General features: G+C 75.7%; 12 protein-coding genes and 1 pseudogene. 6 read left to right on the forward strand and 7 right to left on the reverse strand.

Annotated elements, in window-relative coordinates; translation table 11 throughout:
• The 3 genes from PSR1_RS13550 to xrtE form a co-directional block, all read left to right on the forward strand.
• The coding region (locus tag PSR1_RS13550) for a hypothetical protein (protein ID WP_059438060.1) at window positions 1-1,614 on the forward strand (1,614 nt) is incomplete at its 5' end.
• A 223-nt stretch (window positions 1,615-1,837) separates the two neighbouring features.
• The gene (locus tag PSR1_RS13555; RefSeq protein ID WP_059438061.1) at window positions 1,838-2,341 is read left to right on the forward strand and encodes a hypothetical protein; all 504 of its coding nucleotides are present in this window, start codon (window positions 1,838-1,840) and stop codon (window positions 2,339-2,341) included.
• Between the two features lie 10 nt (window positions 2,342-2,351).
• Window positions 2,352-3,998, forward strand: a complete 1,647-nt coding sequence (gene xrtE / locus PSR1_RS13560) for an exosortase E/protease, VPEID-CTERM system (protein ID WP_059438062.1) — start codon at window positions 2,352-2,354, stop codon at window positions 3,996-3,998.
• Between the two features lie 16 nt (window positions 3,999-4,014).
• Here the strand turns inward: xrtE and PSR1_RS13565 are convergent, their stop codons facing one another.
• From PSR1_RS13565 to PSR1_RS24855, 7 genes are read right to left on the reverse strand one after another with little or no spacing between them, the layout of a single operon-like run.
• A complete protein-coding gene (locus tag PSR1_RS13565) occupies window positions 4,015-4,710 on the reverse strand; it encodes a response regulator (RefSeq protein ID WP_059438063.1) in 696 nt (231 codons plus the stop codon).
• Window positions 4,707-7,427, reverse strand: a complete 2,721-nt coding sequence (locus PSR1_RS13570; protein ID WP_059438064.1) for a sensor histidine kinase KdpD — start codon at window positions 7,425-7,427, stop codon at window positions 4,707-4,709. The genes PSR1_RS13565 and PSR1_RS13570 overlap by 4 nt, the downstream gene beginning before the upstream one ends.
• Window positions 7,424-8,035 carry a potassium-transporting ATPase subunit KdpC gene (gene kdpC / locus PSR1_RS13575; RefSeq protein WP_059438065.1) on the reverse strand — a complete coding sequence of 204 codons (612 nt, stop codon included), beginning with the start codon at window positions 8,033-8,035 and terminating at the stop codon, window positions 7,424-7,426. Before kdpC ends, PSR1_RS13570 begins: the two co-directional genes overlap by 4 nt.
• Window positions 8,036-8,045: 10 nt before the next feature.
• A complete protein-coding gene (kdpB, locus tag PSR1_RS13580) occupies window positions 8,046-10,136 on the reverse strand; it encodes a potassium-transporting ATPase subunit KdpB (RefSeq protein ID WP_059438066.1) in 2,091 nt (696 codons plus the stop codon).
• A 3-nt stretch (window positions 10,137-10,139) separates the two neighbouring features.
• On the reverse strand, window positions 10,140-11,879 hold the full coding sequence (gene kdpA / locus PSR1_RS13585) for a potassium-transporting ATPase subunit KdpA (RefSeq protein WP_059438067.1): 1,740 nt from the start codon (window positions 11,877-11,879) through the stop codon (window positions 10,140-10,142).
• A complete protein-coding gene (kdpF, locus tag PSR1_RS23490; protein WP_082100249.1) occupies window positions 11,876-11,968 on the reverse strand; it encodes a K(+)-transporting ATPase subunit F in 93 nt (30 codons plus the stop codon). Before kdpF ends, kdpA begins: the two co-directional genes overlap by 4 nt.
• 7 nt (window positions 11,969-11,975) lie before the next feature.
• Window positions 11,976-12,101, reverse strand: coding sequence for a hypothetical protein (locus PSR1_RS24855; RefSeq protein WP_272946362.1), 126 nt, complete (start codon window positions 12,099-12,101; stop codon window positions 11,976-11,978).
• 592 nt (window positions 12,102-12,693) lie between these two features.
• Between PSR1_RS24855 and PSR1_RS13595 the strand changes: the two genes are divergently transcribed.
• From PSR1_RS13595 to PSR1_RS13605, 3 genes and pseudogenes are all read left to right on the forward strand, one after another.
• Window positions 12,694-14,577: an APC family permease gene (locus PSR1_RS13595; RefSeq protein ID WP_237757950.1), complete on the forward strand. Its 1,884-nt coding sequence runs from the start codon at window positions 12,694-12,696 to the stop codon at window positions 14,575-14,577.
• 262 nt (window positions 14,578-14,839) lie between these two features.
• Entirely contained in the window at window positions 14,840-16,234 is a 1,395-nt protein-coding gene (locus PSR1_RS13600; RefSeq protein WP_059438070.1) for a hypothetical protein, read from the forward strand.
• Between the two features lie 241 nt (window positions 16,235-16,475).
• Window positions 16,476-17,309, forward strand: a pseudogene (locus tag PSR1_RS13605) (hypothetical protein); the annotation flags it as partial.

Below are 17,309 nucleotides of genomic sequence, written 5' to 3' on the forward strand. Positions count from 1 at the left end.
CTCGCGGAGAAGTACGGCACCCAGACCTTCCAGATCCCGCACTCGCGCCAGCCGAAGCGCGTCGGCCGGGGGCCCATCGTGGCCACGGTGGCGCTCGCCGCCGCTCTGGCGGTCGCGCTGGGCGGCTGGGCGCTCTACAGCAAGGCGCGCAAGGAGCGGATCGAGGCCATCGACCGGCTGCTCCGCGAGACGCGCGAGCTGGTGGACCGCGACGCGTACGCCGCCTACGGCGAGGCGGCGGCGAAGCTCCAGGACATCCTGAAGCGCGACCGCGACGCGCTCGCGGGCCACGCGTTCCTCGCGTACGTGGACGCGATCCGCTGGGCCGAGCACGGCGACGGCGACGCCGTGCGCGACGAGGCGATGCGCCACGTGGACGCGGCGCGGAAGCTCGGGCGCCACTCGCACCTGGTGGCGGCGGAGGCGTACCTGCGCGCGAACTCGGGCGACGCGGCCGGCGCGAAGCAGGCGCTCGACGCGGTGCTGGGCGGCGAGGAGGGCTCGCAGAGCCCGTTCCTGCTCGCGGTGCTCGGCGCGGTGCAGCTGCGCGCCGGCGATCTCGACGCGGCGCGGGACGCGCTCACCCGCGCGCAGCAGGTGAACCCCGGCGACGCCCGGACCGCCTGGCTCCTGGCCGAGCAGTTCCGGCGGCGCGGCGAGGGCTACGAGCTGCAGGCGTCCGGCTACTACGACTACGCGCTGCGGATCCAGAAGGAGCACCTCCCGTCGATCCTGGGCAAGGCCCTCGTGCTCCTCGGCCGCGGCCAGCTCGACGAGGCGGCGCGCGCCGCGGCGCTGGCCCTCGCGCCGCAGGCCGGCGCGTCGAAGCCGCAGCAGGCGCTGGCGCATGCGGTCCGCGCCGGCGTGCTCGCCGCGCACGGCAAGGCCGCCGAGGCCGCGTCGGAGGAGCAGGCCGCCGCCAAGCTCGACCCGTCCAGCCCGGAGATCCCGTGGCTGGTCGGGCAGCGCAAGCTGCGCGCCGGCGACGCCGCCGGGGCGGTGGAGGCGTTCCAGCGCGCGGTGTCGCTCGACGACCGCCGCGTCTCGCTCTACGCCGACCTGGTGCGGGCGCAGCTCGCGCAGGAGGGCGGCGCGCAGCGCGCCCTGGAGACGCTGAAGCGGGCCGTGGCGCGCGTGGGCGAGAGCCCGCGCCTCGCGCTGCTGCTCGGCGACGCCTACCGCGCCGCGGGCGACGCCGACCTGGCGCGCGGCCAGTACGAGAAGGCCATCGCGCTCGGCAAGCCGTTCCCGGACGCGCGCGTGGCGCTGGCGCGGCTCCACCGCGACCGCAACAACGTCCCGGGCGCGCTGGTGGAGCTGACGCAGGCCATCGACGAGTACGGCCAGGGCGGCGCGGGCGGCGCGGCCGCGGCCTACGTCGAGATGGCGGACGTGGAGCGCGCGCGCGGCGCGCGCGCCGAGGTGGTGGCCGACCTGTACCGCAAGGCGCTCGAGAAGGACCCGGCGAGCTGCGAGGCGCTCTGGGGCGCCGGCAAGCTCGAGCACGACGCGAACAAGCTCGCCGACGCCAAGACGAAGCTGGGCGCCTACGCGAAGCTGTGCCCGCGCGCGCCCCACGCGGCCGAGGCCGCGCGCCTCGCCGGCGGGAACTGAGCGGGGCGAAGCGCAATCACGTGCGATCGCGCCGCATTGGCGGCGCGCCGGCATGGGGTCATGGTGTCGCACGTACCCGGACGGTGGGTCCTGGGCAGGCGATGCGGCGTGGCGCGCAGCCCCACCCCCTGTCGCTCGCGCTCGGGATTGTTCGCTCGCGCAGCGAGGTCGACACTGCTCGTGATGATTCAGCGCCTCAGGCAGGCGCTCGGGGGATTCAGTCATGCAGCTCTCGTTGATTCCGCTGGGAGCGTCGGCGATCGCCGCGTTGCTGCTCTGGTCCGGGGACGCGAGCGCGCGGGAGAAGTTCCGGCCGGACGGTGCGAGCCGCTCTGACGGTGTGGCGGACCGCGCCGAGCGTGCGGCGCCCGCCGAGCCCGGCGTGCCCGCTGGCCGCGAGCCGCTCGGCGCCGATGTCCAGGGCGAGCCGCCCGCGGAAGATCGCGCCGGCGAGCAGGGTCAGCAGAACGGCGTCGGCCACGACAACGGCGGCGACCATGGCAGCGGGGTCGGCCAGGGCAACGGCGGGACCCAGGGCACCGGCGGCGGATGGGGCGCGGGCGGTGTCGGCGGCGTGAACGTGGGCGGTGGGGGTGCCGGCAGCGGCGCGGGCGAAGGCGACTCGGGCGGCATCAGCGTCCCCGAGCTGGACCCGGCCGCGGCCGGCGTCATCTCCGCCCTGGTGGTCGGCGGCGGCGTCCTGCTGGCGCGCCGCCGTCGCCGCTGAGCACCGCCGCATGAGCGCGGGCGCGGGCGTCGCCGCAACGACCTGCGGCCGCGGTCTGCGCACCGCGCGCCTGTGGGCCGGGCTCCGATGGGCGGTGCCGGCGGCGCTGCTGGCCGCGGAGTACCTCGGGCTGTCCTTGCTCGTGGATCTTCCCATGGCCGGCCCGGCGATGGCGCTGGTCCGGCCGCTGCGCATGCTGGGGCCGGTGCTGTTCGGCGCGGCGGCGGCGGGCTGGCTGATCGCCCGCGGCGAGTCGCGCGCCGCCGCGCCCGCGGTCGCGCTCCCGCCGATCCCGGCGTGGCGGCCCTGGCCCGTCCTCGCGCTGCAGGCCTGTGCCTACGCGGTCACCGCGTCCATGGCCGCGGCGCTGCTGCGCCCGGGCGCGCCGCCGCCGTCCCCGGGCGCCATGGCGGGCTTCATCGCCTGCGCGGCGGCCACGGGCCTGCTCGCGCTCCGTTCCGCGGCCCCGCTCCGGTGGCTGCTCGCCGCGCTCGCCCGACGCTGGCTCGCGCCGCTGGTGGCGATCTCGGTGGGCCTGCTCGCCTGGCGCGCGGCGGCCGCGGCGGAGGGGTTGTGGGGGGTGCTCTCGGCGGTGACCCTGCACGCGGCCGGCGCGCTGGCGTCGGCCGCCGGCGCGAACATCCAGGTGGACGCCGCCCGCAGCGTGATCTGGGCGAGCGGGCTGCGCATCGAGATCGCGCCCATCTGCTCCGGCGTGGACGGCGTCGGGCTGGTGGTCCTGTTCCAGGCGGTCTGGATCGCGCTCGCGCGCGGGCGCATCCGGTGGGAGCGCGCGCTGGTGCTCCTGCCGCTCGGTGCCGCGGCCGCGCTGGCCGGCAACGTGCTGCGGGTCGCCGTCCTGACGCGGCTCGCCGCGGCGGGCCGCCCGGACCTCGCGTTCGGCGGCTTCCACTCCAAGCTCGGCTGGGCGTTCTTCATCGCCATCGCGCTCGGCAGCGTCGCCGTCGCCGAGCGATCGCGGTGGCTGGCCCGCCCCGCCGGCGCGGAGGGCGGCGCGGCCGCGGGCGTCCCGCCCGGCGCGGGCGCGTACGCGGCGCCGTTCGTCGCCACGCTCGCGGCGGCGCTCGTCACCTCGATGCTGGCCGAGGGCGGCGTGGATCGGCTCTACGGGCTCCGCGTCGCCGCGGGCGCCGTGGTCCTGCTGGCCGTCCGGCGCCGGCTCCCGGCGGCGGCGCTCGCCCCGGCGCTGCTCCCGGTCGCGGCCGGGGTGGCGGTGGGCGCGGCCTGGATCGCGCTGGCCGGCGGCGACGCGACGGCCGTCTCCGAGGGGCTGGCGCGGATGGGCCCGGCGGAGCGGGCAGCGTGGATCTCGGTGCGGCTCGCCGGCTCGTGCCTGCTGGTGCCGGTCGTGGAGGAGCTCGCGTTCCGCGGCTTCCTCCTGCCGTGGCTGGTGGCGCCGGGCTTCCGCGAGGTGCCGCCGCGCGCCTGGAGCTGGCCGGCCGCGCTCGGCTCGTCGCTGGCGTTCGGCGCGATCCACTCCGAGTGGCTGCTCGGCGCCGCCGCCGGCCTGGCCTTCGCGGGCGTGCGCCGCTGGCGCGGCCGCCTCGGCGACGCGGTGCTGGCGCACGCGGTCGCGAACGCCGTCCTCGCGGCCGCGGTGCTGGGCGCCGGCCGCTGGGGCCTGTGGGGCGGGTGAGCGGGCCTCGCGCCCGTCAGTCGACGCGGTCGCGCAGGCGGTACCCGACGCCGGGCTCGGTCACCAGCAGCCGCGGCCGCGCCGGCTCGTCCTCGAGCTTCTTGCGCAGCTCGGCGACCTGGACGCGGACGTAGTGCGCCTCGGTCGCGTTCGGCCCCCACACCTCGCGCAGGATCTGGCGGTGGGTCAGCACCTTGCCGGCGTTGCGCGCGAGCATCGCGAGCACCCGGTACTCGGTGGGCGTGAGCCGCACCTCGGCGCCGCCGCGCGTGATCTCGCGGCGGGCGAGGTCGATGCGGAGCGGCCCGACCTCGACCACCGGCGGTCCCTCCGGCGGCGCCTGCGCGTGCCGGAGCGCCACGCGGAGGCGCGCCAGGAGCTCGTTCACCCCGAACGGCTTCGTCAGGTAGTCGTCGGCGCCCGCGTCGAGGGCGGCCACCTTGTCCTCCTCGCGGCCGCGCGCCGACAGCACGATGATCGGCGCGCGCGTCCACTCGCGGAGCCGCCGCGCGAGGTCGATCCCGTCGCCGTCCGGCAGCCCGAGGTCGAGGAGGAAGACGTCCGGGTTGTGGCCGGGCGCGAGCTGCTCCGCCTCGGCGACCGTCCCGGCCTCCTCGATGCGGTAGCCGTGCGCGGCCAGCGCGGCGCGCAGGAAGCGGCGCACCGGCGCCTCGTCCTCGACGACGAGCACGAGCGGGCCGCCGCCGGTCACGCCACCCCCCCGCGCACCGGCGGCTGCTCGCCGCCGGGCTCCGGCGGCGCGGGGGGCGGCGTCAAGACGGGCAAGGTGAGCCGGAACACCGCCCCGCCGCCCGGCCGGTTGGCGGCGGTGAGGCGTCCGCCGTGCGCCTGGGCGATGGCGCGTGCGACCGGGAGGCCCAGCCCGACCCCTCGAACGCCGGGGCGGGCGGCCCGCTGGAACCGCTCGAAGATGCGCTCCTCCTCGCCGGCGGGGATGCCCGGGCCGCGGTCGGCGACCTCGATCACCAGCGTCCCGCCCTCGCGCCCGGCGCGGAGCGCGATCCCCGTCCCCGGGGGCGTGTACTTGGTCGCGTTCTCGAGCAGGTTGACGAACAGCTGCTGGATCAGGATCGGGTCGATCGAGAGCAGCGGGACGTCGTCGGGGATGATGACGTCGATCGGGCGCCCCGCGAGCGGCCGCTCGAGGCGGTTCATGGCGGAGCCGACCACCTCGACGAGCGGGACCCACTCCCGCTTCGGCTCGACCACCCCCGCGTCGAGCCGCGTCATGTCGAGGAGGTTCGAGACGAGGCGCTCCAGCCGCTCCGCCTCCTCCACCATGGTGGTCATCAGCTCCCTCCGGATGATCGGGTCGTCCACGCCTTCGTCGAGGAGGAGCGTGCCGGCGCCGGTGATGGCGGCCAGCGGCGTGCGGAGATCGTGCGAGACGGAGGAGAGGAGCCCGCTCCGGAGCTCCTCGGTCCTCACCCGGAGCGCAGCCCGTCGCGCCTCGTCGGCGAGGCGCACGCGATCGAGCGCGACGGCCGCGTGCCGCCCCAGCGACTCCACGAGCTCCCGCTGCTCCCCGGTGAAGCCCCGCTCGCGCGGGGGCCGGAGGGCGATCACGGCGAGCACGTCTCCGAACGTCCGGAGCGGGAGGCAGGTCACGGGCTCGCCCGGCAGCGTGTCGGTGCCGCGCCCCGCGGGACGCCCGTGCTCGTGCACCCAGCGCGCGACGGCGAGCTCGCCGGTCCCGAGCGACTGGCCGGGGGGCGCGGAGGCCACCGGCTCGAGCGTGTCCCGGTCCCGGGCCAGGAGAAACAGCGCCGCGCACTCGAACGCCTCGGCCACCGCGCGGACGCACGCGGTGCCGACGCCGGTCGCGTCCATGGCCGCGGCCAGCTCCTTGCCGAGCGCGTACACCGCCGCCGTGCGCCGCTCCCGGGCGACCGCCGCCCGCTGCTGCTCGCGGAGGCGCAGGGTGAGCGTCCCGATGACGATGCCGACGCCCAGCATCATCGCGAAGGTCAGGACGTACCGGGCGTCGGTGACGTCGAGGGTGAACGAGGGTGGGACGAAGAAGAAGTCGTAGCAGGCGACCGCGAGCGCCGCGGCGAGGATGGAGGCCCGGCGGCCGCTGGTCAGCGCGACCACCATCACGCCCAGCAGGAACAGCATCTCCACGTCGGGCACGTGGAGCAGCGCGCGCGCCGCCGCCGCCACCGCGGTGGTGACGCCCATCACGGCCGCCGCGCGCAGGTACTCGCGGGCGGGCGTCTCGCCGCCGGGCCGCGCGGGCGCGGCGCGCACCGGTGCGTCGTCCTCGGGGCCGGAGAGGACGTGGACCTCGATCTCGCCGCTGCCGCGGATGATCTCGTCCACCAGCGAGCCGCGCAGCCGGTCGCGCCAGCGCGGGTGGCGGGGCTTCCCGAGGACGATGCGCGTGACGTTCTTCCGCCGCGCGAACTCCAGGATGCCGTCGGGGACGTGGACGCCGGACAGGCGCACCACCTCCGCCCCTAGGGACTCCGCCAGGCGGAGGTGGGCCTCCAGCCGATCGCGGTCCACCTCCGGGAGCGGCGGCCGGCCGGTGGCCTCCACCGCCGCCGCGAACCAGGGGGCCCGGAGCCCTGCGGCGATCCGGCGGCCCGCGCGGACCAGCCGCGCGGAGTCGGGCGCGGGGCCGACGCAGACCAGGACCCGCTCGGCGGTCGCCCAGGCGCGCTGGACGCCGTGCGCCTCGCGGAACGCGAGCACGTCCTCGTCCACCCTCTCCGCCATCCGGCGGAGCGCCAGCTCGCGGAGCGCGAGCAGGTTGCCGCGCTTGAAGAAGTGCTCGCGCGCGAGCGCGGCCTGCTCCGGGATGTAGACCTTGCCCTCGCGCAGGCGCTCCAGCAGCTCCTCGGGCGCGACGTCCACGAGCTCGATCTCGTCCGCGCGGTCCAGGACGGAGTCCGGGACCGTCTCCCGGACCTGCACGTGGGTGATCTGCGCGACGACGTCGTTGAGGCTCTCCACGTGCTGCACGTTCAGCGTCGTGTAGACCTCGATCCCGGCGCCGAGCAGCTCGAGCACGTCCTGCCAGCGCTTGGCGTGGCGCGAGCCCGGGGCGTTGGTGTGCGCGAGCTCGTCGAGCAGCAGGATCCGCGGCCGGCGCGCCAGCGCGGCGTCCAGGTCGAACTCGTCCAGCACGCGCCCGTGGTGCGGGAGGGCGCGCCGGGGCAGGACCTCCAGGCCGAGCAAGAGGCCCGCGGTGTCGTAGCGACCGTGTGTCTCGACCGCGCCGACCGCGACGTCGACGCCCTCAGCCACCAGGTCGCGCGCGACCTGGAGCATCCGGTAGGTCTTCCCCACGCCCGGCGCGAACCCGAAGAACACCTTGAACCGGGCGCCCTGCTCCCTGGCCTCCTCGGCGCGAACCCGCGCGAGCAGCGCGTCCGGGTCCGGGCGGTCCGTCGAAGGTGTCACGGATGGGGCCTCCGCGCCCCCGTCCTCCCGGCATCAATGCCCCGCCCGCAGAGATCGTCAAGCGCGAGGTCGAGCGCGAGGACGTTCACCCTGGGCGCGCCGAAGATGCCCAGGAGCGGCGGCTCGACGTGCCGCTCGACGAGGGCTCGCACCTCGGCGGCGGGCATGCCGCGCGCCTTCGCGACGCGCCGGACCTGGTACAGCGCAGCGGCCGGCGAGAGGTGCGGGTCGAGGCCGCTCGCGGACGCCGTCACCAGGTCGACGGGGACGGGGGCGGGGTTGCCCGGGTCCGAGGCCCGGAGCACGGCGATCCGATCGCGCACCGCCGCCACGAGCGCCGGATTCGAGGGGCCGAGGTTGGACGCCCCCGAGGCGCGGCCGTCGTACGGGCCCGGCGCGGTCGCGGACGGGCGTCCCCAGAAGTAGCGCGCGTCGGAGAGCGGCTGCCCCACCAGCGCGGAGCCGACCGGGGCGCCGTCGCGCGCGAGGACGCTCCCGTTCGCCTGGGCCGGGAAGGCGAGCTGCGCGGTGGCGGTGAGGAGCGCCGGGTAGGCCAGGCCGGTCAGGAGCGTGAAGGCGGCGAGCAGGACGAGCGCGGGGCGGATCACGGGAGCTCCCTCAGATCAGGTGCAGGGCGCCGAGCACGAGGTCCACCAGCTTGATCCCGGCGAAGGGGACCGCGAGCCCGCCCGCGCCGTACAGCAGGACATGGCGCCGGAGCGTCACGCTCGCCGGCGCCGGCCGGAACGCGATCCCCCGGAGCGCCAGCGGGACGAGGGCGATGATGATCAGCGCGTTGAAGATGACGGCCGAGAGGATCGCGCTCTCCGGCGAGCGGAGGCCCATCACGTCCAGCGCGCCGAGCTCGGGGTAGGTGAGCGCGAACGCGGCCGGGACGATGGCGAAGTACTTGGCCACGTCGTTCGCCAGGCTGAACGTGGTGAGCGCCCCGCGCGTCATGAGCAGCTGCTTGCCGATCTCCACGATCTGGATGAGCTTGGTGGGGTTGGAGTCGAGGTCCACCATGTTGCCGGCCTCCTTGGCGGCCTGCGTGCCGGTGTTCATCGCCACCGCGACGTCGGCCTGGGCCAGCGCGGGCGCGTCGTTGGTGCCGTCGCCGGTCATCGCCACCAGGTGACCCCTCGCCTGCCACTCCCGGATGTGCGCGAGCTTCCGCTCCGGGGTGGCCTCGGCCAGGAACTCGTCGACGCCGGCCTCGGCGGCGATCGACGCGGCCGTGAGCGGGTTGTCACCGGTGATCATCACCGTCCGGATGCCCATCCGCCGCAGCTGCGAGAACCTCTCCCGGATCCCGCCCTTCACCATGTCCTTCAGCTCGATCACCCCGAGGGCGCGCGGCCCGTCCACGACGGCGAGCGGGGTGGCGCCGCGGCGCGCCACGCCGTCGGCGATCGCCTGGACCTCCTCCGGGAGGGCCGCGCCGCGGCTCGCCACGAACCGGGCGACCGCGTCGACCGCGCCCTTGCGCAGCGCCCGCTCCCCCACGTCCACGCCGCTCATCCGCGTCTGTGCCGAGAACCCCAGGAACGAGGCCCCGGGCTCGAGCGGACGGCCGCGGAGGCCGTGCCGCTCCTTCGCGAGCACGACGATGCTCCGGCCCTCGGGCGTCTCGTCGGCGACGGAGGCGAGCTGGGCGGCCTCCGCCAGCTCGCGCTCGGAGACACCGTGGGCGGGCAGGAACGCGGCGGCCTGCCGGTCGCCGAGCGTGATGGTGCCGGTCTTGTCGAGCAGGAGGACGTCGACGTCGCCGGCGGCCTCGACGGCACGGCCGGAGGTCGCGATCACGTTCGCCCGGATCATCCGGTCCATCCCGGCGATCCCGATGGCCGAGAGCAGCCCGCCGATCGTGGTGGGGGCGAGGCACACCAGGAGCGCTACCAGCACCGTGAGCCCGACCGGAGCGCCCTGGCCCGATGCCCGGACCGCATGGATGGAGAAGGGCAGGAGCGTCGCCGTCGCGAGCAGGAACACGATGGTGAGCGCGGCGAGGAGGATGTCGAGCGCGATCTCGTTGGGCGTCTTCTGGCGCTTCGCGCCCTCGACCATCGAGATCATGCGGTCCAGGAACGACGAGCCGGCCTCCGCCGACACGCGGACGACGATCCAGTCGGAGAGGACGCGCGTCCCGCCGGTGACCGCGCTCCGGTCGCCGCCGCACTCGCGGATCACCGGCGCGCTCTCGCCCGTGATGGCGCTCTCGTCCACCGACGCGACCCCCTCGACGACGTCGCCGTCCGCGGGGACGATCGCCCCGGCCTCCACGAGCACGAGGTCGCCCCTGCGAAGGAGCGCGGCCGCGACCTCCGCGCGCGCGGCCTCGCGGGACGGGGCCGAGAGGCGGATCGCGACGACGTCTCGGCGCGTCCGCCGGAGTGCGTCGGCCTGCGCCTTCCCGCGGCCCTCCGCCAGCGCCTCCGCGAAGTTCGCGAACAGGACGGTGAACCACAGCCAGAGCGAGACCGCGAGGATGAACGCCGGCCGCCCGTCGCCGCGCCCCGTCGCGAGCGCGTGCAGGAACAGCGCGAGCGTGAAGGCGCTCCCGACCTCCACGGTGAACATGACCGGGTTGCGGAGCATCCGCAGCGGGTGGAGCTTCCGGACGGCGTCGAGCGCGGCGCCGCGCAGGATGGCCGGCGTGGCGAGCGGCGCGGGGGCGGTGGAGGGCTTCCTGCTGGCGGCGGCGTCCATGGCCTACCTCGCGAGGAGCTGCAGGTGCTCGACGACGGGGCCGAGGGCGAGCGCCGGGATGAACGTGAGCGCGCCGACGAGGAGCACGGTCGCGACGAGCAGGCCGGCGAAGAGCGGGCCGTGCGTCGGCAGCGTCCCGGGTCCGGCGGGGACCCGCGACTTTCGCGCGAGGGACCCGGCGAGCGCGAGGACCGGCAGCATCACCCAGTACCGTCCGACGAGCATCGCGAGCCCGGTGAGGAGCGTCCACCATGGACCGGTCACGCCGAGCCCTCCGAAGGCGGAGCCGTTGTTGTTCGCGGTCGACGAGAGCGCGTACAGCATCTCGGAGAACCCGTGCGGTCCAGGGTTCCCGACCGTGCCGTACGCCGCCGGGATCAGGCAGGCGGCGGCGGTGCCGAAAAGCACCATGGCGGACGGCGCGAGGATGGCGAGGCACGCCATCTTCACGTCGAAGGCCTCGATCTTCTTGCCCAGGTACTCCGGCGTCCGGCCGACCATGAGCCCTGCGACGAAGACCGCCACGATCGCGAAGAGCAGCATCCCGCACAGCCCGGAGCCCACCCCTCCGAACACGACCTCGCCGAGCTGCATCAGCAACATCGGCCAGAGCCCACCGAGCGGCGTGAAGCTGTCGTGCGCGGCGTTCACCGAGCCGTTCGACGCCGCCGTGGTGGCCGCCGCCCAGATCCCGGCGCCGACGGGCCCGATCCGCGCCTCCTTCCCCTCCATGTTGCCGCCGGGCTGGAGCGCGGTGACGGAGGCATCGACCCCGAGCGCCGCCAGCGCCGGGTTTCCGCGCTGCTCCGCCGCGACCGTCGCGACGGTGAGGGGCGCGAGGATCGCGAGCATCGCGGCATAGATCGTCCAGCCCTGGCGCCGGTCCTGCACCAGCGCCCCGAAGGTGAAGCACAGGGCTGCCGGGACGAGGAGGATCGCGAGCGACTCGAGCAGGTCGGTGAGGGGCGTGGGGTTCTCGTACGGATGCGCCGAGTTCGCGCCGTAGTAGCCGCCGCCGTTGGTGCCGAGCTGCTTGATGGCGACCTGCGACGCCACCGGGCCGAGCGGGAGCACCTGCTCGGAGACGCGCTCACCGGTCGCCCCCGGGGACAGGACCGGCCAGCGCGCCTCGGCCGAGAACGTCTGCGGCACGCCCTGCCAGACCAGGGCCAGCGCGAGGGCTGCGGCGAGCGGGAGCAGGAGCCGCAGGGTGATCCGGGTGACGTCCACCCAGAAGCTCCCGAGGCCGCCGGTCGAGCGGGCGACGATCCCGCGCGCGAGCGCCGCGAGCACGGCGATGCCGGTGGCCGCCGAGAGGAAGTTCTGGACCGTCAGCGCGGCCATCTGGACGAGGTGGCTCATGGTCGCCTCGCCGCCGTAGGCCTGCCAGTTGGTGTTGGTGGCGAAGCTGACCGCGGTGTTCCAGGCCACGAGCGGCGCCACCGCCGGAAGGCCGGCGGGGTTCCCCGGGAGCCTCGCCTGGAGCCGCTCCAGGGCGTGGACCGCGAGCAGGCCCGCGGCGTTGAAGATCAGCGCGGCGCCCGCATAGCGGCGCCAGGTCATCTGCTCGGCGGGGTCCACGCCGGCGAGCCGGTAGAGCCCGCGCTCCAGCCGGGCGAGGGGGCCGACGCTCGCCGGACCGTCGGTGGAGAGCACCCGCGCCACGTACGCGCCGAGCGGGACGGCGGCGGCGGTGAGCAGGCCGAAGTAGGCGGCGAGCTCGATCGGCGCGGCGGCGGTCACGACAGCCGCTCCGGGAACAGGAGCGCGAAGCCGAGGTAGCCGAGCAGGGCGACCGTCACGGCGGCGGCGGCGAGGGTGAGCGCGGTCATGGTGGCCTCACAGCCGGTCGAGGAGCGCGACCAGCCCGAACGTCGCGGCGAAGAACGCCAGCGTGAGCCCGACGGTCAGCAGGTCGATCACGTCCGCCTCCTGGCGCGGCGCGCCGCGAAGGCCGAGGCCCACAGCTCCCTCCCGGAGAACAGCGTCCCTGCCGCGGAGAGCCCCAGCTCTCCCTGCGTCCAGGTCCCGAGGTGAGCGAGCGCGCCCGCGATCGGGAGGAGGGCGATCGCGAAGAGGGTCGCGACGACGGCGACGTCCTCCAGCGACCCGTCGCCCGCGGCGGGGCGGCTCGCGGTGCGCGCGGGACCGGGGGCGGCGACCACGCGGAGGTGGGGTGGGACGATGACCACGACGTCTCTCCTTTCGTCCGCGAGGGTAGGCGAACGGCCGTCAGGGCGGGGTCAAGGTGGCGGGCTGCCTCGTCAAGCCGCCGTCAACGGCATGGCATGGGGGTGCGGCGCAGCGGCCCTCGAGCGGCCTTGATGCCGGGTTGATGCCTTCCGGCCACGTCTTGACCCCTCGTTGAGGTGCGCGCCGGCAAGCTCCGGGCATGGCCGCCGGAACACCCGATCGCACCCATCGCGCAGGGGGCCGCGAGCAGGCGGCGCCTGCCGGGACGGCGTCTCGAAGGTTCGCCAGGCTCCGGAGGCTCGTCGTCGGCGCGCCGAGGGACGTCCAGGATCCGCGCACCCACCACTCCATCTCGCTCGTCGCGATGCTCGCCTGGGTGGGCCTCGGCGCCGACGGGCTGTCGTCGTCCGCCTACGGTCCCGACGAGGCGTTCCGCGCGCTGGGTGACCACCGCTACCTCGCGGTCGCGCTCGCGCTCGCCACCGCGACGACCGTGCTCGTCATCGCGGTCGCGTACTCGAAGATCATCGAGCGCTTCCCGTTCGGCGGCGGCGGGTACGTCGTCGCGACGGAGCTGCTCGGGCCGCGCGTGGGCGTCGTCTCCGGCTCCTCGCTGCTGGTCGACTACGTCCTCACCATCTCCGTGTCGGTGGCCTCCTGCGGCGACGCCATCTTCAGCTTCCTCCCGCGGGGGCTCGAGGCGTGGAAGCTGCCCGTCGAGGCGCTCGCGATCGGCCTCCTCGTCGTGCTCAACCTGCGCGGCGTGAAGGAGTCCGTCACGATCCTCGCGCCCATCTTCGGCCTCTTCCTCGTCACGCACCTCGTCCTGATCGTGGGCGGCGTCGGCGCGCACCTCCCGGACGTGCCGCGCGTGGCCGGGGAGGTGGGCCACGGGTTCCGCGCGGGCCTGGCCGAGCTCGGCGGACTCGGGCTCCTCGCCATCTTCGTCCGCGCCTACTCCATGGGCGCCGGGACGTACACCGGCATCGAGGCGGTCTCCAACGGCATCCAGATCATGCGCGAGCCGAAGGTGCACACCGCGAAGCGGACCATGGCGTACATGGCGGTCTCGCTCGCCTTCACCGCCGCCGGCATCCTGGTCTGCTACCTCCTGTTCCGCGTCGCGCCCGAGGAGGGCAAGACGATGAACGCGGTGCTGCTCGATCGCTTCGCGGGAGGGTGGAGCCTGGCCGGCGTGCCGGTCGGCCGGGGGTTCGTGGTCGTGGCGCTGCTCGCCGAGGCCGCGCTGCTCGTGGTCGCCGCGCAGGCCGGGTTCATCGACGGGCCGCGGGTCATGGCCAACATGGCCCACGACTCGTGGCTGCCGCACCGCTTCGGCCAGCTCTCGGACCGCCTCACGATCCAGGACGGCGTCCTGCTCATGGGCGGCGCCTCCCTCGCGACCCTGCTCTGGACGCGCGGCGACATCCTGCACCTCGTCACGATGTACTCGATCAACGTGTTCGTGACGTTCTCGCTCTCGCAGCTCGCGATGCTCCGCTACTGGCGGCGGACCCGCGCGAGCGGGCGACGCCGGGGCCTCGCGATCCACGGGGTCGCGTTCGTGCTCTGCCTCGCCATCCTGGTGGGGACCGTCTACGAGAAGGGCGCGCAGGGGGGCTGGATCACCATCCTCGTCACCAGCCTGGTGGTGGGCCTGTGCCTCGCCATCCGTCGCCACTACCGCAGCGTGCAGGCGAACCTCAGGCGGCTCGACGACATCCTCGAGGTGCTGCCGCCGCACCCGCCCGGCCCGCACCCCGTCCTGGATCCGAAGGGCCCGACGGCCGTGCTGCTGGTCGGCGGCTACGGCGGCCTGGGCGTGCACGCGCTCCTCACCATCCAGCGGACGTTCCCGGGGCACTTCCGGAACTTCGTGTTCGTGTCGGTCGGCGTCATCGACGCCGCCTCCATGAAGGGGATCGAGGAGGTGGACCGGGTCCGGCTCCGGACGCAGTCCGCGCTCGAGCAGTACGTCGCGCTCGCGCACCGCCTGAAGCTCGCGGCGGACTTCCGGATGGAGATCGGCACCGAGGCGGTCAGCGTGGCGGAGAAGCTGTGCCTCGAGCTCGCCCGCGAGTACCCGCGGAGCGTCGTGTTCGCGGGCAAGCTCGTGTTCCAGCAGGAGCGCTGGTTCCAGCGGCTGCTGCACAACGAGACGGCCTACCAGCTCCAGCGCCGCCTCCAGCTCGGAGGCCTGAACGCGATGGTGCTCCCCGTCCGCGTGCTGGCGCCGGCGTCGCCCTGAGCCCGGCCGCCGCGTCGGCGCGTCGTCGCGCGGCGCGGCCCCCCCCGATCGCCCGGGACGCGCATCGACGCGGTGGAGGCGGGCTGCATGCCGGCCGCGGCCGGTGGCGAGGTCGCCGCGCTCGACGAGCGCCCGCCGCTCGCCGACGCCGTCTCTTGACGCAGGTGTCGCGGAACCGTCGCGGGCGCCGCGAGCAGGATCGGCTCGCGCGGCGGCAGGGGCCGCGGCGCAGCGGCCCCGACGCCGCACGGAGAATCGACGCATGCACGCACTCGCCGCACTCGCCGCCGCCTCGGCCGTGGCGCTCACCGCCTCGCCGGGCCCCGACTTCGGGACGTTCCGCGACCAGGCCCTGCAGGCCCGCGCGCCGGAGCTGTTCGGCGTCACCGGACCGATCCCGGCCTCGTCCACGCTGAGCCTCGCGCCGCAGGTTGCCGAGGCGGACCCGCGCGCGCTCGTCACGCTGGCGCGCAGCCTCCAGGCGCGCGTCGTCTCGGCCGCCCCGGGCCTCGGCGCCAACATCGACATGATGGCGCTGTGGCCCTCCGACGAGCGCCCGACGCACCTCATCGCCTGCAACGAGCAGGGCGCCGCGCAGCCCGGGCTCCAGCGCATCCGCCTGTCCGACGGCGCGGTCGAGACGATCCTCGCAGGCACCATCTCCTGCGATCCGGTGCGGCGGACGCCCTGGGGCACGATCATCGCGGGGGAGGAGTCCGGCGCCGACGGCTCGCTCATCGAGGTGCTCGACCCGCTCGCCGTCACCGGCGCCACCTACGACCACGCCGCCCGCACCGTCTCCGGCCCGGGCGCGGGCCTCGTCGCGGCGCGGCCCGCGGTGGGCCGGCTCTCCTGGGAGGGCATCGGCCTGCTCCCGAACGGCGTCATGTACTACGGCGACGAGAACCGTCCCTCCCGCGGCACCGCGGGCGGGGCGTACTTCAAGTTCGTGCCCGCCGTGCCGTGGACGGGCGGCCCGGCGATCCGGAGCCTCGACCGGTCGCCGCTCGCCGCGGGCGCGGTCTACGGGCTGCGCCTCGGGCGTCGCAGCGGTGGGACCGACCACGGGCAGGGGACGAACACGGGCCTCGGCAGCTGGATCCCGGTCGCCGCCGCCGACGTCGGCAACCTCCGCGCCGCCGCCGCCGCGCTGAAGCTCACGGGCTACTACCGCCCCGAGGACATCGACCTCGACGGCGCGGCGCTGGCCGCGGGGCGCGTCCGGTTCTGCGCGAACAACACCGGGAACGAGGCGGACGACTGGAGCTGGGGCGAGACCCTCTGCGTGAGCGACGGCACCCTGGGCGAGGCCGCGGCGGGCACCGCCGTCCCCGAGGTGCAGCTCCTCGTCCCCGGCAACCCCGAGCTCGCCATGATGGACAACCTCGCCTGGCAGCCGGGTCGCGGGAGCTGGATCATCCACGAGGACGGCGACGGGCCCGAGGCCGGCCGGAACAACGACCTGTGGGCGTGCCTGGAGGACGGGACGGATCCGGACGATCAGTCGGACGGCTGCATCCGCATCGCGACGCTGAACGACCTGAACGCGGAGTGGACGGGCGGGTTCTTCGACGCGAGCGGCACCCACTTCTACGTGAGCGTGCAGCACAACGTCACCGGCCACGGCGTCATCCTCGACGTGACCGGCTGGCGGTAGCGGGCCGCCGTCGCGCGCCCCGGATCCGCGCGGGGTCCGGGGCCGCGCGGCGGCCGGGCGGGCGCCGTGGGCGCGTCGCGCGCGCCGGGGGCGGCGCGGCCGAGCCACCACCATCGCGTGACCCCACGGCGGCGCGGAATTCGGCGTGACGGCGTGCGTTCCCCTGCTCGTGGCGGGTGCGCGGGATCGCGCACCCCTCCCGCGAGCCCGGCCTCCCTACCCGCCGGGCGAGAGGAGCTCCATGAAGATCTCCGCTCCGGCAGCGACCGCGCCCCTGATCGCCTCCCTCCTGCTCGCCGCCTGCGGAGGTGGCGGCGGCGGCTCCACGCCCGGCGCCGGGGCGGCGGGGACCATCAGCGGCGCCGTGGTGCTCGGGCCGGTGGCGGGCGCGAAGGTCCGCGCGTACGCGCTGAGCGGGGGGACGCAGGGCGCGCAGGTCGGCGAGGCGACCACCGACGCGGCGGGGCGCTTCACGGTCGCCATCGGCCACCACGCCGGGCCGGTGATGCTGCTCGCGACCGGCGGCAGCTACGTGGACGAGGCCACCGGCGCGTCGATGGCGCCCGGGGCCGGCGACGCGCTCGCCTGCGCGATCCCGTCCGTCGCCGCCGATGCCGCCACGGCCGGCATCCAGGTCACGCCGCTCACCACCATGGCGCGCGCCCGGGCGGCCGCCATGCCCGGCGGGATGACCGAGGCGAACGTCGCGGCCGCGAACGCGGTGGTGGGCGCGTACTTCCAGGCCGGCGACGTGCTCCGCGTCGCGCCCATGGATCCGACCGCCGCGGGCGCGGGCGCCGGCGCGACGCAGGACGAGCGCGACTACGGGATGGCGCTCGCCGCCATGTCCCAGGAGGCGATGGCGCTCGGGATGACCTCGTCCGCGGGGATGGCGACCGCGATGGCGGCGGACGCGTCGGACGGCGTGATGGACGGGATGATGGGCACGACGCCGGTCTCCATGGGCGGCATGGGTGGGATGAGCGGCGGGACGATGGCGCCGACGGCCGGGACCACGGGCCTCGCCGACGCGATGCGCGCCTTCCTCGCATCGGCGCGGAACCGATCCGGCCTG

The sequence above is a fragment of the Anaeromyxobacter sp. PSR-1 genome (assembly GCF_000964525.1).
In the GTDB taxonomy this organism is placed as follows: Bacteria; Myxococcota; Myxococcia; order Myxococcales; family Anaeromyxobacteraceae; genus Anaeromyxobacter.